19 protein-coding genes and 1 tRNA gene are annotated in these 15,224 nt (G+C 62.2%); 6 read left to right on the top strand and 14 right to left on the bottom strand.

What is annotated here, in order from left to right; all coding sequences use genetic code 11:
- Positions 1–377: 377 nt before the first annotated feature.
- The 7 genes from IFT80_RS03845 to IFT80_RS03815 form a co-directional block, all read right to left on the bottom strand.
- Positions 378–836, bottom strand: a complete 459-nt coding sequence (locus IFT80_RS03845) for an REP-associated tyrosine transposase (RefSeq protein WP_192102025.1) — start codon at positions 834–836, stop codon at positions 378–380.
- Between the two features lie 84 nt (positions 837–920).
- Entirely contained in the window at positions 921–1,766 is an 846-nt protein-coding gene (locus tag IFT80_RS03840) for a glycosyltransferase family 2 protein (protein ID WP_197975701.1), read from the bottom strand.
- Between the two features lie 15 nt (positions 1,767–1,781).
- Positions 1,782–2,432 (bottom strand): glycosyltransferase, encoded by a 651-nt coding sequence (locus IFT80_RS03835; protein WP_192136789.1) that lies wholly within the window; start codon positions 2,430–2,432, stop codon positions 1,782–1,784.
- A gap of 107 nt (positions 2,433–2,539) precedes the next feature.
- Positions 2,540–3,685 (bottom strand): PQQ-dependent sugar dehydrogenase, encoded by a 1,146-nt coding sequence (locus tag IFT80_RS03830; RefSeq protein ID WP_192136788.1) that lies wholly within the window; start codon positions 3,683–3,685, stop codon positions 2,540–2,542.
- Positions 3,686–3,714: 29 nt separating this feature from the next.
- Entirely contained in the window at positions 3,715–4,047 is a 333-nt protein-coding gene (locus IFT80_RS03825; protein ID WP_446730974.1) for a hypothetical protein, read from the bottom strand.
- 128 nt (positions 4,048–4,175) lie between these two features.
- Positions 4,176–4,667 (bottom strand): GFA family protein, encoded by a 492-nt coding sequence (locus tag IFT80_RS03820; protein WP_192057113.1) that lies wholly within the window; start codon positions 4,665–4,667, stop codon positions 4,176–4,178.
- 72 nt (positions 4,668–4,739) lie between these two features.
- The gene (locus tag IFT80_RS03815; protein WP_192136787.1) at positions 4,740–5,891 is read right to left on the bottom strand and encodes an MFS transporter; all 1,152 of its coding nucleotides are present in this window, start codon (positions 5,889–5,891) and stop codon (positions 4,740–4,742) included.
- Between the two features lie 169 nt (positions 5,892–6,060).
- Here IFT80_RS03815 and IFT80_RS03810 point away from each other — a divergent pair, with 169 nt between their 5' ends.
- Positions 6,061–8,100 (top strand): mechanosensitive ion channel family protein, encoded by a 2,040-nt coding sequence (locus IFT80_RS03810; protein ID WP_446730973.1) that lies wholly within the window; start codon positions 6,061–6,063, stop codon positions 8,098–8,100.
- A 93-nt stretch (positions 8,101–8,193) separates the two neighbouring features.
- On the opposite strand, the gene IFT80_RS03805 is transcribed toward IFT80_RS03810, so the two are convergent.
- From IFT80_RS03805 to IFT80_RS03790, 4 genes are read right to left on the bottom strand one after another with little or no spacing between them, the layout of a single operon-like run.
- Positions 8,194–9,195 (bottom strand): ABC transporter substrate-binding protein, encoded by a 1,002-nt coding sequence (locus IFT80_RS03805; protein WP_122478169.1) that lies wholly within the window; start codon positions 9,193–9,195, stop codon positions 8,194–8,196.
- Between the two features lie 30 nt (positions 9,196–9,225).
- Positions 9,226–10,092: an ABC transporter permease gene (locus tag IFT80_RS03800; protein WP_185793377.1), complete on the bottom strand. Its 867-nt coding sequence runs from the start codon at positions 10,090–10,092 to the stop codon at positions 9,226–9,228.
- A gap of 24 nt (positions 10,093–10,116) precedes the next feature.
- Positions 10,117–10,998, bottom strand: a complete 882-nt coding sequence (locus tag IFT80_RS03795; RefSeq protein ID WP_192136785.1) for an ABC transporter ATP-binding protein — start codon at positions 10,996–10,998, stop codon at positions 10,117–10,119.
- A gap of 13 nt (positions 10,999–11,011) precedes the next feature.
- A complete protein-coding gene (locus IFT80_RS03790; RefSeq protein ID WP_185793379.1) occupies positions 11,012–11,893 on the bottom strand; it encodes a TauD/TfdA dioxygenase family protein in 882 nt (293 codons plus the stop codon).
- Between the two features lie 279 nt (positions 11,894–12,172).
- On the opposite strand from IFT80_RS03790, the gene IFT80_RS03785 reads away from it, so the two are divergent.
- Complete coding sequence (locus IFT80_RS03785; protein ID WP_122478175.1) at positions 12,173–12,415, top strand: DUF1654 domain-containing protein; 243 nt, start codon at positions 12,173–12,175, stop codon at positions 12,413–12,415.
- A 4-nt stretch (positions 12,416–12,419) separates the two neighbouring features.
- Complete coding sequence (locus IFT80_RS03780) at positions 12,420–13,109, top strand: endonuclease (RefSeq protein WP_192136784.1); 690 nt, start codon at positions 12,420–12,422, stop codon at positions 13,107–13,109.
- Positions 13,110–13,139: 30 nt separating this feature from the next.
- Here the strand turns inward: IFT80_RS03780 and IFT80_RS03775 are convergent, their stop codons facing one another.
- Positions 13,140–13,712: an SPOR domain-containing protein gene (locus IFT80_RS03775; protein WP_185793380.1), complete on the bottom strand. Its 573-nt coding sequence runs from the start codon at positions 13,710–13,712 to the stop codon at positions 13,140–13,142.
- Positions 13,713–13,857: 145 nt separating this feature from the next.
- Between IFT80_RS03775 and IFT80_RS03770 the strand changes: the two genes are divergently transcribed.
- The 3 genes from IFT80_RS03770 to IFT80_RS03760 all read left to right on the top strand — a co-directional run bounded on the left by IFT80_RS03770 (position 13,858) and on the right by IFT80_RS03760 (position 14,800).
- On the top strand, positions 13,858–14,154 hold the full coding sequence (locus IFT80_RS03770) for a DUF6388 family protein (RefSeq protein ID WP_192057118.1): 297 nt from the start codon (positions 13,858–13,860) through the stop codon (positions 14,152–14,154).
- An 88-nt stretch (positions 14,155–14,242) separates the two neighbouring features.
- Positions 14,243–14,416 (top strand): hypothetical protein, encoded by a 174-nt coding sequence (locus tag IFT80_RS03765; RefSeq protein WP_192136783.1) that lies wholly within the window; start codon positions 14,243–14,245, stop codon positions 14,414–14,416.
- A 150-nt stretch (positions 14,417–14,566) separates the two neighbouring features.
- On the top strand, positions 14,567–14,800 hold the full coding sequence (locus tag IFT80_RS03760) for a DUF6555 family protein (RefSeq protein ID WP_122478181.1): 234 nt from the start codon (positions 14,567–14,569) through the stop codon (positions 14,798–14,800).
- Between the two features lie 76 nt (positions 14,801–14,876).
- On the opposite strand, the gene IFT80_RS03755 is transcribed toward IFT80_RS03760, so the two are convergent.
- On the bottom strand, positions 14,877–15,077 hold the full coding sequence (locus IFT80_RS03755; protein WP_192136782.1) for a hypothetical protein: 201 nt from the start codon (positions 15,075–15,077) through the stop codon (positions 14,877–14,879).
- A 56-nt stretch (positions 15,078–15,133) separates the two neighbouring features.
- Positions 15,134–15,210 (bottom strand) — tRNA-Val (locus IFT80_RS03750).
- Between the last annotated feature and the right edge of the window lie 14 nt (positions 15,211–15,224).

Here is a 15,224-nt window from a genome sequence, read left to right as displayed (position 1 = left end):
CGCGTCGGCGGTGTCCGCGTTCCGTCTGACCCACCACACCACCCCCGGACGCGGCTTGCGCCGCTGCTACAGGCGAGTGATTTGTAGCAGCGGCGCAAGCCGCGTCGGCGGTTTATGCGTTCTGCCTGACCCACCACAGCGCGCCCGGACGCGGCTTGCGCCGCTGCTACAGGCGAGTGATTTGTAGCAGCGGCGCGAGCCGCGTCGGCGGTCTACGCATTCCTCCTGACCCACCACACCACCCCCGGACGCGGCTTGCGCCGCTGCTACAGGGGTTCTCGGTGCCTGTAGCAGCGGCGCAAGCCGCGTCGGCGGTGTCCGCGTTGCGCCTGACCCACCACCGCGCGAGCCGCGTCGGCGGTGCACGCGATCGCTGATCACAGCCATATCGCGTCCCACAAAGGATAATCGCCAACCTTCTGAACCAGCCCGGCGCGGACCGGGTTCATGATGATGTAGCGGGCTGCGCTTCTGAGATCATCTTCGCGGCGCAGGGCACGGTCGTAATACCCTTTCTGCCAGAGTCGGCCACAGGTCCCGTTGCGGCGATTGATGGCCAGGCTGCTGCGCGCTTTCATCCGGCAAACGATCGTAGCCAAATCGCCTTTTCGCAATTGAAACAACCAGTGCAGATGATCCGGCATCACCACCCAGGCCAACGACTCTACGTCCCCTGCGTCATGCAGGGCGCGCAACTGAGCAACCAGCGCCCGGGCGGTATGTAAGCAGGAAAAAACGGGAGCCCGATCAGCCGTCACACAGGTGATCGAGTAAATCCGGCCTACCTCGCTGCAGCGCCCCTTGCGCAATACATAGGCTTTTCTGCACGCCGACATTCCCTGTCCACCGAAAAGCCTTCAACGTAGAAAACAGATGAGCCCAGGGCAAGCGCACAATCATTGCCGGATCTGACCAGGCTTTTAGAACCCCGAGCCGGCCTTGTCCAGGCAAGCATCGACCTCGGCATCAGTGGGATAACGCAGGATCTCCAGCGAGTCAGACGTCCAGCTCACCAGGCCCAGCTCCGCAAATTCGCCGAGCCACCCCTCCATCGGCCATTGCGCCCAGCGCTGGTGAAAGCGCTGAGCATTGGCTACGATCGCCGAAAAATGGTTGAGCGGCGGACGCCAGGTCGGGTGGTATTGATGGAAGGCCAGGGCCGCTGCCACTCGTAGCTCCACGCCATGGTGACGTGCGCTGAACGCGAAATCGGTGTCTTCGGCGCCGTAGCCCAGGTACCCCTCGTCAAAGCCACCGATGCGTTCGAATACCTCACGGGTGCAAGCGAAATTCAGCGACCAGAACAGGTGATGCGCAAGCAGCGAACCCGGCTTCCCGCGGTATTGGCTGAGCGGATGGGCAACGCCGTCGCGCATCAACGTGGCTTGAGTCCAGTCTTCAATCCGGGCGGTACTGGGCAAGTAACGGACCTCGCCCAGGTGCAAAGCTTCAGGCCTTTCACGCAGCGCGGCCGCGTAATCGGACAGCAGGCTTTGGCTCGGGATGCAGTCCACGTCGAGGAACACCCAATGCTCGCCCCCGCATTGGCGCACGGCATTGCGCGCTTTCGCCAGCGGCAAGCCATGAGACGCATCATCGACCACGAGGCAGTGGATGGGAAAGCACTCACTGTGCAAATCACGCGCCGGCTGATTCATGAACACCACCCAGAACGCCTCGGGCATCAGGTTGCCCTGCTCCAGTCCACGGATGACATTGTCCAGCTGTCGCTCGCGGCCATGCACCAGTGTGATCACACTCACCATGTCACGTTCACCTCGTCAGAACCCACTCACCTTGCACAACCCCGGCAACCGCGCCGGCTCGCCGTAACCGCTGCCCGCCGGTGCACACCGGCTGACACGCACCGAGCCGCTCCAGGCAATGCGCCGGCCGCGGGCCTCCACCTGTTCGATCAGATGCCGCTCGTCATGACCCAAGTTCGCATTCAGCCCTCCGGCATCCATGTAGGCCAGGGTGCTCATACCGAGATTGGCCATATGCACGTTCGAGCGCCGTTCATCCATGGTCACCGAGCGCCGCCGCCGACCCTGGACGAAGCGGCTGGCACCCGGTTCGGCATCCACCCGCCCGCACACAGCGTCGACCCCGTAGGCCAGCTGCGCGGCCAGCCAGTCATCAGGCACCCGCACATCCGCTTCCGTCCAGGCCAGCCATCGTGCGCCCGCCTGTACCAGGTGTGCGGCGCCTGCGGCCCTCGCCGCTACCTTGTTGGCGGCATTGGTATCGATCAGCCGTACCGGATAGCGCTGGGCGATATCGCGCGACCTGTCACTGCAGGCGTCGAGCACCACGACGATGCGTACCAGTTCGGTACACAGCGTGCCGTGCTCGGCAGCCAACATGACCGATCGCAGGCATCGGTCGAGACTGGCGTGCTCGTTTTGCACAGGAATGATGACGCCGATCATGCTGAACCTCTTGAAGAGACGAAATCGTCGAGACCATGCTGGCCATTGACCAGCAATCGACTCGAAGATGAACGAGAGGTTTCAGATAAACGATGAAACGTGCAGATTCATTCAAGACCGATCTTGAGCAATTCCCCGTCGTCGTCATCGGTCAACACATACAGATAGCCATCCGGGCCTTGGCGCACGTCGCGGATCCGCTCGCCGCGTTCACCCAGCAGACGTTCCTCGTGAATCACCTTGTCACCCTCGAACTGCAGGCGAATCAGGTCTTCGGAGGCTAACGCACCGATGAACAGATTGTGGTTCCAGCGCTTGAACTTGTCGTTGTCATAGAACGCCATGCCGCTGATGGCCGGTGACTTTTCCCACACATGGTACGGATCGGTGATGCCCGGCCCGGTCTTGCCGCGGGCCTCGGGAATCGGCTCTCCGGAGTAATTGATCCCGTGGGTGTAGAGCGGCCAGCCGTAATTGGCGCCGCGCTCGATGATGTTCAGCTCGTCACCGCCACGGGCGCCGTGCTCATGGGTCCAGAGGGTGCCGGTCCACGGGTTCAGCGCAGCGCCTTGCTGGTTACGATGCCCGAATGACCAGATTTCCGGACGCACGCCCTTCTGCCCCACGAACGGGTTGTCCTTGGGCACCTTGCCGTCGGCGAAGATGCGCACGACCTTGCCCTGCAGCTTGTCCAGGTCCTGAGAAGTGGCACGCTCGTTGTTTTCGCCCAGGGCGATGAACAGGTAGCCGTCGCGGTCGAAGACCAGACGGGAACCGAAGTGATTGCCGACCGACAGCTTCGGCTCCTGGCGGAAAATCGTGGTGAAGTTTTCCAGATGAGTCAGGTCTTCGGACAACCGTCCACGACCCACGGCGGTGCCGCCCTTGCCATCCTGGCCCTGTTCGGCATACGACAGGTAGACCATGCGGTCGGCCTTGAAGTCGGGTGACAGCACCACGTCGAGCAACCCGCCTTGATTCTTCGCCCATACCTGCGGTACACCGCTGATGGGTGAAGAGATTTTGCCCTCGGCGCTGACCACGCGCAGATCACCCGGTTTTTCAGTGACCAGCATGCCCTTGTTGTCCGGCAGGAAGGCCAAACCCCAAGGGTATTTGAGGCCTTCGGCCACGGTTGTCACGGTGATCTGGCCCAGTTCGCTCGGGTAAGTGGTCACCGTTGCCGCCGAAGCGGCCAGTCCGTACAGCGCAAGGCCGGCGCAAGCCGAGGCCAAAAGGGTTTTCTGCAGCATGGGCTTATCCTTCAGCAAGAATGGAGTGATCAACGCGTGCCAGGGGCGGTGCGGGGTTGTTGGGTGCCGTTGGCCGGGCGGCGCAGGTTCTCGCCGTTGCCGATGCCGCGGTTTTCAAGCGTCGGCGGTCGCGGATTGTCGCTGCGCGGCGTCGGCTGGCGCAGTTGCGGATTGGGCGCGGTAGTGCCCTGGCGGCTGTTCGGATTGATCCGTCGAGTGGGGCTGTTGTAGGGATTGGAGGTATCGTTGGCGGCCACGGTGATTGGCTGACGCGGTTGCTCGGTGGCGATCGACACGTGGGCCATCGCCGAATGAGACAGCATCGTGCCAAGCATCAGCGACGCCAGTAGGGACAACTTCATGGGTATCTCGCCCTCGATCACGGTGGATTCAGGGATTTGAGGATGAATTGTCCCTGACGTTCGCCGCGGCATGGCCCGGCGAGCTCGTCGAGGTGATTCACCATGTTTCAAATATCGACCTGCACCACTCAAGGCTGGGTCAGGCCGAGCCTCTCGTGCCACTGCGCAAGCGACTCGTCCGGGTACTGTTGAAACTGCCGGTCGTGCTTGCCGGACTGCACCTCGACCCAGCTCGCCTTGGAATCGAGCAGCAGGTGGGTGTGTTCGGGCGGCACCGGCAACTCGCTGTCGATGGCACTGGCGAATGGATGCACCAGCTCCGGCCAGGCCGGATCGAACAACCACAAGGCGCTGCCGCACAGGTGGCAGAAATGCCGCTCGGCAGTACTGGGGTGAGTGCCGCTGCCGTTCTCGTCGGGCAACCTGGCATGGTAGACGGTGATATGACTACGACCCTGCACATTGAGACTGGCCGCTTCGCCGCCCAGGTTGATGGCGTAACCGCCGCCACCCTGGGTCTTGCGGCAGATCGAACAGTAGCACCGCTGATAAGGGTAAGGATGGGCGCTGTGCAGGCTGAAAGTGACGGCACCGCAGTGACAGGATCCGTGCAGTTGCATGGCTGAACTCCGTATCGAGTGGCGATCAATGGGCGGTTGATGAACGTTCAGCGTAGACCCTGCACGGGCCGTTCAGTTTCGCAGGTAGCGCCCGCTGGCCGCGACGAACAGGAGCATCACGATCAACACGCCCAGGGCAATCGACAGGCTGCTGGCGTGGGCCACGAAGCCGATGAAAGCCGGGCCTACCAGGATGCCTGCATACCCCAGGGACGTCATGGCAGGAATGGCGGCGCTCTGCGGCATGGTGGTCTGGCGCCCGACCGCGGTGAACAGCACCGGGACGATGTTCGAGCAGCCTGCGCCGATCAAGGCATAGCCCAGCAATGCCGCCGGCCACGCCGGAACGGCCAGCGACAAGGCCAGACCGATTGCCGCGCAGAGCCCCCCGTACAACGTGACCCGGGCGCCACCGAAACGCGAGACGATGGCATCGCCGGTCAGGCGGCCGATCGTCATGGTCGTGGCGAAGGCAGCGTAGCCAAGCCCTGCGTAGGCAGGTTGCATGTCGCGCTCGGAAACCAGGAATACAGCACTCCAGTCGAGCATGGCCCCCTCGGTGAGAAAGACGATGAAACACAGCGCCCCGAGGAACAGCACGATCCCACGTGGCACGGCGAACAGCGGGCCGTCGCTTTCATTGCCATAGGGCAGCAGATGCGGCGCCGCCTTGAATACCGCGACAAGGGTCAGCGCTACCACGCAGGCCACCGCCAGCAGCGGCGTCAGGCCGAGCGCAAGCAAAGCGGTCATGCCGCCCGCTCCGAGGATGCCACCCACACTGAACAAACCGTGGAAGCCGGACATCATCGGCCGACCACTGGCCTTCTCGACCAGCACCGCCTGGATGTTCATGGCGCAATCGATGGCGCCCATTCCGGCGCCGAACACCAGGATTGCGGCAATCAACAGCGGCAGGGTCGCCACGCTGGCCAGCAGCGGCAATGTCAGGCAGATGAGCAAGGCTGCACCGACGATGACGCGTCGGCAGCCCCAGCGCGCGCAGAAATAACCCGCCAATGGCATGGCCAGGATGGAACCTGCGCCCAGCCCAAGCAGCAGCAAGCCCAGGCTGCCGTCGCTGAGCTGCGCCCGCGCCTTGGCCAGCGGCACCAGCGGCGCCCAGGCAGCCATGGCGAAGCCGGCGATGAAGAAAGCGATACGGGTGGAAAACTGCTCTTGCCGACCCGGCGTGGCGGTGGCGAAGGTGCTGCTCGACGACATGATCAAAGCCTTGGATAAAGAGTTTCATGCAGCCGCGCGCACCGCTCGAGCGACAGGCGACTACCTTGAATGCAAGATGAACAATCGCGACAAATGCCGTGGATCGGCGAACTTGCCGGTAAAAATTCACTCAACGACTGGTGTACCGATCAATAGAGCGACCCGCATTGTGTTCAGTTCCCCGCCGAAAATCCTCCTCCCCCTGCTGTTCCTGCTGCTGACTTCCACCTTGCAGGCCGCTGAAGCCCCGGCGGCCGATGCGCCTGTCGAAGAACCAGCACCGCTGGTGCAAGGCGGCTTGCTGGGTGCCATCAGTACCGGCATCGACGACGTGCAGAAGAAGCTCGATCTCGACGAACATCTGCTCGACACCTGGCGCCTGCGCACCGACCGCGCCGCCAGCGAGGTCGATAAGCTGATCAATCGACACTCCCACTCGGCGCTCGACCTGGCAACGGATTTCATTCTGCTGTCGGTGTGTTGGATGGCAGCGTTTCTGCTCGCGCATTTTCTCGGGCGCTTCATCGTTGCCCGCAGCGGCCACCGTCGTTTCGTCCGCGAGCGTCCGCGCCTGCACAACCTGTTGGGCTACATCCTGCCGTTCACCTTGCCGGCTATCATTGCCCTGCCAGTGACGCTGTATGCCAGTCACTCGCTGGACGCATCCATCGCCAGAGCCATCGGCATGTCGCTGGCCTACGCCACCAGCAGCGGCATTTTCTCCACCTCGGTGATCATGTGCGTGATCACGTTGTTCGACAGCGGTCACAAGCGCGCTGCGGTCACGGTACTGCGTCGCTATGCGCCGCGCCCGCTGTTCATGATCGGCTTTCTGGCAGCCCTGAGCGACGCCCTCACCAGCCCGCAGATCGCCCGCCAGCTGGGCACCAACTTCACCGCCAGCCTGGCGGTGGTCGCGGGCCTGTTCGCCACCTTGTCCTTCGCGGTGCTGGTGGTGCGCATGCGTCGGCCGGTGGCCCATCTGATCCGCAATCGGCCACTGGCGCAGCGCCTGCAGCACCGCGGAGTGCAAGAGTCGCTGCGGCTGTTTTCGGCGCTGTGGTACCTGCCCATCCTGCTGATGATTCTGGTCTCGGCGGTGCATCTGATCGGCGCCGGCGAGGAAAGCCAGAAAGCCTTGCAGAACGCCCTGCTCACCACCGTGCTGCTGATCGCTACGGTGTTCCTCAGCACTGTCATGCAACACCTGTTCAAACCCGCCGCTGCCGCCACTGCCGCACCCCGCCTGCGGCCCTATAAAGAGTTGCTGCGCAACCTGGGCCACGCCGTGGTGCGCATCGTCATGGCCATCGCCTTCATCGAACTGCTGGGACGCATCTGGGGCGTGTCGATGCTCGAATTCGCCGCCAGCAACAGCATGGGCCGGGCGATCAGCGATTCGCTGAGCAGCATCGGCTTGATCCTGCTGGTCACCTGGCTGTTGTGGGTGGTCCTGGACACAGCCATCCAGGAGGCACTGAAGCCGTCGGTCGGCAAACGCGCCTCGCGCCAGCCGAGCACTCGGGTGCTGACCATCCTGCCGATGCTGCGCAACGCCATCAAGATCATCCTGCTGGTGATCTGCACCATCACCACCATGGCCAACCTGGGCATCAACGTTGCGCCGCTTCTGGCCGGTGCCGGGGTAGTCGGCCTGGCCATCGGCTTTGGTTCGCAGCAACTGGTGCAGGATGTGATCACCGGCCTGTTCATCCTCATCGAAGACACCATCGCCATCGGCGACTGGGTGGTACTCGACTCCGGCCACGCCGGCACGGTGGAGAGCCTGACCATCCGCACCCTGCGCCTGCGCGACGGCAAGGGCTTCGTGCATTCGGTGCCGTTCGGCCAGATCAAGGCAGTCACCAATCAATCCCGGCAATTCGCCTACGCGTTCTTCTCGGTGCAGTTCACCTACGACAGCGACATCGACACCGCCCTGGACCTGATCAAGCAGGCGGGGCAATCCATCGTCGAGGACGTGATGCTCAAGCACAACCTGCAGGGTCCGTTGCAGGTGTTCGGGGTGGACAAGATGGACCTCAATGGCATCGTCCTGACCTCGCAATTCCGCACTGTGTCCGGCGGTCAGTACGGCGTGGGCCGGGCATTCAACGAGCGCCTGAAGAAGCTGGTCGACCAGCATGACAACGTGCGTTTCGCCCAGTACTACCCTGCCCTCGGCCTGCCCGCCCCGACCCCGGCCTGAATTACCCGCCGCAAAAAAACCTCGGCACCGACGTTCACAGGGTGCGTGAACGTCGGTGCCGAGGTGTGCGTCGATGGTGAGGGAGCGGGCGGATCAGCTACCGGCGCCGCCGTGGGCTTCTTCGAAGAAGTAGTCTTTCCAGCTGTCTGCCTTGTTCTTCAGCACACCCAGCTCATGCAGCCGCTCGGCATATATGAAGGTGCGTTGCGGCACCACCGTGAAGTCGATCTCCGGGTCCTGGACGATCTTTTCCACGAACGCCTCGCTCAAGGTCGATTTCTCCACGCGAATATAGGTCTTGGCTGCGGCGACCTTGTCGGCCTTGACGATCTGCGCGGCCTCCACCAAAGCGTCGTAGAACGCCTTGTAGGTCTTTGGGTTGTCGTCGTGGAATTTCTGCGTGGTGTACAGCACATTGAAGGTGGCCGGGCCGCCGAGGATGTCGTAGCTGCTGAGCACCTTGTGCACCTTGGGGTTTTCCAGGGCCTGGTACTGGAACGGCGGGCTGGAGAAATGCGCGCTGATTTCCGAACCGCCGGCCATCAGCGCCGAGGTGGCGTCCGGGTGGGGAATGCTCACCGAAATGTTGTCGAATTTCTTGAATTCCTTGTCGCCATAGAGTTTGGCCGTCTCCAACTGCAAAGTGCGCGACTGGAAGCCAACCCCTGCGGCGGGCACCGCGATGCGGTCCTTGTCGGTGAAATCCTGCAAGGTCTTGACGTCAGGATTGTTACTGAGCAGGTAGTTGGGCATCGAGCCCAGCGACGCGATGGCCTTGACGTTCTGCCGACCCTTGGTGCGGTCCCAGACGGTGAGCATCGGCGGCACGCCGGCCGACACCACATCCAACGCACCGGCGAGCAACGCTTCGTTCATCGCGGTGGCTCCGGAAATGCTGTTCCAGTCCACTTCGATGTCCACGCCCTGCTGCTTGCCGTGTTTCTCGATCAGTTGCTGGTCACGCACGACATCGAGGATCAGGTAACCGATGCCGAACTGCTGGGCGATGCTGATCTTGCCTTCCGCGCTGGCGCCGCTGGCCAGCAGTGCGCCGGCCAGGCCGCAGGCCAGGGATAGCTTGCTTGCAAATACCATGATGAAGTCTCTGGACTAAAGGAAATGGACTCAGCGCTGCATGCCCCAGCGCTTGATGGTGAGGCGTTCGAACGTGTTGAACAGCAGGTTTTCCACCAACAGGCCGATCAGGATCACCGCAGCCAGGCCGGCGAACACCTTGTCGGTGTACAGCTCGTTGCGATTCTGGAAGATGTACCAGCCCAGGCCACCCTTGCCTGACGAGGCGCCGAACACCAGTTCAGCGGCGATCAACGTGCGCCAGGCGAACGCCCAGCCGATCTTCAGGCCTGCCAGGATCGACGGCAGCGCGGCCGGAATGAGGATGTACCAGACGAATCGCAGCCCTCTCAGGCCGTAGTTGCGGCCCGCCATGCGCTGGGTTTCCGACACGCCGAGGAAGCCTGCGTAGGTGTTCAGTGCCAATGCCCACAGCACCGAATGCACCAGCACGAAAATCAGGCTGTTCTCGCCCAGGCCGAACCACAGCAGCGACAGCGGCAACAGCGCGATGGCCGGCAAGGGGTTGAACATTGCCGTCAAAGTGCTGAGCAGGTCGCGCCCCAACTGGGTCGACACTGCCAGCGTGGTCAGGCCGAAGGCCAGGACGATGCCGATCAGGTAGCCCTTGATCAGTACCGTCAGCGATATCCAGACCTTGCTCAACAGCTCGCCACTGGCCACACCGTCGATGAAGGCATGGGCGGTCTGCATGAAGCTGGGCAGCAGCAAGTCGTTGTTCTGCCAACGGGCGGCCAGTTCCCAGATAACCGCCAGGGCGAGCAGGATCACGCCCTTGCGCACCCAGGCCTGTTGCCAGATCCGCTGCGCCAAGGAGATGTCGCGCACCAGTTCGGCTTGGGTGAACGGCTCCAGGACGACTTCGTACTCCTGGCGTGCGGGTGGGGAAAGGCTCATGTCGTTGCTCCGAATGCGGCGAGATCAGTAGGCGATGCGCAGGCGCTGGAAATCCACCGGACGGTCCAGCTCAGGCGCTTCGCCCTCGTCGAACAGCAGGCGATGGATGCGCTGGGCGCTGGCCTGGAAATCGACGCCGCCCAGGCTGCTCAGGTCGAACTGGTGGCTGTTGATTTCCGCCCGCACCCGCCCCGGGTGCGGCGACAGCAGCAAAATGCGGTTGCCCACCACCAATGCTTCTTCGATGGAGTGGGTGACGAAGAGCAAGGTGAAGCGCACTTCCTGCCACAGTTCCAGCAGTTCTTCCTGCATCTTGCGCCGCGTCAGTGCGTCGAGCGCCGCGAACGGTTCGTCCATCAGCAGGATCTTCGGCTGCGTGGCCAGCGCGCGAGCGATGGCGACCCGCGCCTTCATGCCGCCAGACAACGTATGCGGGTAGGCATCGGCGAAAGCACTGAGGCCGACCTTCTCCAGGTAGTGACGGGCGCGCTCGTTGGCTTCGGCGCGTTTCAAGGTGCGCGACGCCAGCAGCGGGAACATCACGTTCTCGATCACGGTTTTCCAGGCGGGCAGTTGATCGAACTCCTGGAACACCACGATACGGTCCGGGCCTGGCTCTTCTATGCGCTCTCCGGCGAGGCGAATCTGCCCTTCGCTGGGCTTGATGAAGCCCGCCACCGCTTTGAGCAGCGTGGATTTACCACACCCGGAGGGGCCCAACAGGACGAAGCGATCGGCACGGTCCACTTCGAAGCTGACCTGATGCGTTGCGCGCACCACCCGTTCGGAGGTGCGGTATTCGAGGCTGACGTTGTCCACCTGCAGCAGGGTCTCGGCAGTCGGCCGTTGCCCGGGTACACCTGCGATATCAGCGCTGGCCGTGTGGCCTGGCAGTGCAGCGTTCATGCAAGACTCCCTATCAAAACGGCGCATCGCCCTGGATGGTGGTGCGGTACAACTTGCGCCGCAGGTGGTCCGGACAGCCGGCCGCGAGGTGTACCAACGAGCGGTTGTCCCAGAACACCATGTCGTGTGGCTGCCACTGATGACGGTACACATGCTCATCGCGCACGCTGTGGGCATAGAGCTGTTGCAACAGGTCGCGGCTTTCATCTTCGGGCAGGCCCACGATGTGCGTGGTGAAGCCTTCGCTGACGAACAAAGCCTTGCGCCCGTTCTCTGGATGGGTGCGAACCACCGGATGGGTCACGGTGACCACCTGGGCCAGCTGTTCGGCACTCAGGGTCGGTCGCCAGTTGGCGGCGTTCTTGCCCTCGCTGTAGCGCGCGGTATAGGAATGCACGGCGTGCTTGCCCTCAACGGCCTGGCGCAGTGCTGTGGGAAGAGTGTCCCAAGCCCTGTGCATGTCGGCGAACAAGGTGTCACCGCCTTCGCTGGGTAATTCCTGCGCATGCAGCATGGAGCCCAGGCTCGGCAGTTCTTTATAGGACAGGTCCGAATGCCAGTATTTGCCGGCGTCACCCAGCCCGACCGGCTGGCCGTTCTCGACAATGTTGGAAACGATGAGGATCTCTGGGTGCCCTGCGAGCAGGAACTGCTTGAGCACATGGATTTGCAGCACACCGAAACGACGGCTGAAGTCGATCTGTTGCTCAGGGGTGATGCGCTGATCGCGAAACACCACGACATGATGGTCGAGATGGGCGCGGTGAATGCGGGTGAAGTCTTCGTCACTCAACGCCAGGCGCAGGTCCAGGCCGACGATTTCGGCACCGACATGGCCGGCCAGCGGACGAACTTCGAATGCTTGACGTGAGGTTTCAGGAAGGACGGCGGCCATGTTGTGCTCCGACTCTGGCTATTGAGTACGAGGGGATAGCCAGACTGTAGAGCTATAAGAATAGAATTTTAAATATCGTTATCGCATATCGATATCGCTGTCGGGACTTTCAGATTGTGGAGTCGCGTCGGATGTCTCTGATCCGCTTGAAGTTTTTTTTAAACGCCGTGAAGAAAACAACAGGATTGGCTGTCAGAAACCCGCTATTGACCCTGCGCTATTGCGAAACGTCTTACAGTCAAATACTGTACGCACGTACAGCCAATAAGGAATTCTGTCGTGACCACTGCCACCCCTGCCGCGCCGAGCGCCTATGAGCGTCTTGGCGTGCGCGTCCAGAAGATCATCAATTCGCCCACCGCGCAGAAGTCTCGCGCCGCCCTCATATTCCGCCTCGAGCACGAAAGCGAGGACGATTGGGCACAAATGCTCGAGGAAATCGCCGAGAACGACAACGTCACCCTCGCCCACCGCGACGACGGTGGCGTGCAGATTTTCTGGGTCGTGCCGAAGGAAGATTGATTCGATGATGGTCCGCAGTTTTTTCATCAGCTTGATGTTGTTCAGCTTTACCGCGTATGCCGATGCCCCACGCACGTTCAGCGAAGCCAAGAAAGTCGCCTGGAAGCTGTACGCTCCGCAGTCCACCGAGTTTTACTGCGGCTGCAAGTACACCGGCAATCGGGTCAACCTTGCGGCGTGCGGCTATGTACCGCGCAAGAACGCCAACCGCGCTGCGCGCATCGAATGGGAGCATATCGTGCCGGCCTGGCAGATCGGCCACCAGCGCCAATGCTGGCAGAACGGCGGGCGCAAGAACTGCACCCGCAACGACAAGGTCTACCAGACCGCCGAAGCCGATCTGCACAACCTGGTACCGAGCATTGGCGAGGTGAATGGCGACCGCAGCAACTTCAGCTTCGGCTGGCTGCCCGAACAACGCGGGCAGTACGGTTCATGCCTGACCCAGGTCGACTTCAAGGCCAAGAAGGTCATGCCACGGCCTTCGATCCGCGGGATGATCGCGCGCACCTATATGTACATGAGCAAGCAGTACGGATTGCGCCTGTCGCGCCAGGACACCCAGCTGTACCAGGCCTGGGACAAGACCTACCCGGTGCAGGTCTGGGAGCGCCAGCGCAACCAGCAGGTGGCGTGCGTGATGGGCCACGGCAACGCCTTCGTCGGGCCGGTAGACCTCAAGTCCTGCGGCTGAAGCCAGAGAGCCCTGGCGTGCAACCGCGCTTCAGGGCTTGTCGGCCTCGCTGAACGGCATCACCACAGATTCGATACCGCGCGAGCCCATGAGGCGAGCGCGCTCCTTGTCGGCTTCGGCCCGGCTGTCGAACGGCCCAAGGTAGACCAGGGTCTGGCCGTCGCGCTGGACGAAGCTGGCAACGAAGCCGTTTTCCACCAGCCGCGCCGCCATGTCAGTCACCGAGCCCATGTTGCGACCCGAAACGATACGCACCTCCCAACGCTGCCCTGGCTGTTCGGCTACATCGACGGGCGCCAGCAGTTCCTCGGCGCTGCCGCACACTTCGCGCACGCGAGGGTCGTTGCCATCGTTGTCGATGACAACTTCGAACCGGTCGCCATGGGGGACGGCCGCGTAGCTGCGATAAGGTCCGTAGACGCCCTGGGCGTTCTTGCCCTTTACCTGTCCACAGTAGTTGCCCTGGTCGGTGGTGCGAACGTTGGTGAAACGCGCCGTCTTGGGGTTCTCCAACAACTGCGACACCGCCTCATGGGCTTTTTCGAACGCGGTACCGCAACCGGCCAACGTCAGCATTGCCATCACCATCATCAACTTGCGCACACGCCTACCTCCAGAATTCGAGGCGCCGATTTTATCACTATCCACCCGGCCGGCGCCCGTTCGCGCGTCGACCGCCGCTGACGCCGCGGTAACGCCGTGGCATCATGCAAGCCTTACCTTTTCGAATAGCCAGCAGGGCCCCGACATGATCGCCAAAGAAGACCGCAACACAGCCGCACTGGCGATATTCCTCGACGCCCACCCCGAGTTGCGCGAGGAGATCCAGGTGCTGGACAGCCGCGAGCAGGCCGAACAGGTGCAGTGGGCCTTCGAGGACGAGGCACAGGCCCAGGGTCTGGAACCGTGGGAGCTGGCGCTGCAATTGATTGCGCAAAGCCCGGAAGAACTCAAGGCGATGCGCCTCGAGGTTCACCAGGAAGTGGCGGACGCACTGGGCCTGAGCTGGGAAGACTATTGCGAATTCAATGCCGTCGAACTGTGACATGACCGACGGTCTCAAGCTGAATCGAACCCTGCTCGCCCATCGTCGCTCGAAAGCATGACACCCACGTCAACTTGCGAGGCATGCCATGACTATCGATCTCGATCCCATCCCGCTTATCGGCCAGGCCGGGGAATCACCTCTCGACGATGAGGTGCACAGCGATGGCGCCGCGCTGAACGACGCCGATGCAGACGAGCCCGAAGCAGGCCCGGACGATCTGGACATCGACGGCGCCGATGCGTCCACCGAACCCAGCTGAGCATTGGGCATCGGTCCTGCGATTCGCCAGGGTGACATGAAGCTTGCCTTGGCGACCCTTCACGCAAGCGATCAATAGTAGTTTTTTGCCATCACCACGGAACTGGCCAATGGCCTGCATGTCTGATGCCCGGTAACACGGGAGTAAACTATGACAAGCCGGTTCACGGACTACGAAATTCGCTACGTCCTCAACGGTGAGGCCAGGCGCTTTCAGCAGCGCGATACCCACATGAGCGATGCCGATGCGTTGTACTACGCCGCGCTGCACTCGGGCATCGGGCTGGTCTACGGCGGCACCAACGCGGCAGAACATGCGGCGCAACTCAGAAGGCATGTCGAACGCCGCGGGCTGCGTGACGTACAGTGGCGACCATTGAACTGAATCTGCGCGATCGGGCGGGCGGCATTGATAGACTGCAGCAACCCGTAGCGAGGTGACGGCGATGTTCGATCACGATCTATTGGCTTTGCATTTGATGCGCCTTCATCAGCATCAGCATCAGCAGGCATACGCTGGTGCCTTGGCCGACGTGCGACGCTGCCTGCAGCGGCCCGGCGCAGGTGCGGAGGTTCACCAGGTGCTGGCTGACCTTGAACGGCGCAGTGCGGAACTGGCCACCCTTATCGAAAGGCTCGAACACATCACCCAATGAACGCAAAAAGGGCCCACCTTTCGGTGAGCCCTTCCAGACCGCCCAGCAGAGCGGATTTTGTTTGGTAGGCGCGATTGGACTCGAACCAACGACCCCCACCATGTCAAGGTGGTGCTCTAACCAACTGAGCTACGTGCCTGCTGTGAGGCGGCA

It is taken from the genome of Pseudomonas sp. CFBP 8771 (genome assembly GCF_014841695.1).
In the GTDB taxonomy this organism is placed as follows: domain Bacteria; phylum Pseudomonadota; class Gammaproteobacteria; order Pseudomonadales; family Pseudomonadaceae; genus Aquipseudomonas; species Aquipseudomonas baltica.
This window is presented reverse-complemented; position numbering and strand designations above follow the sequence as displayed.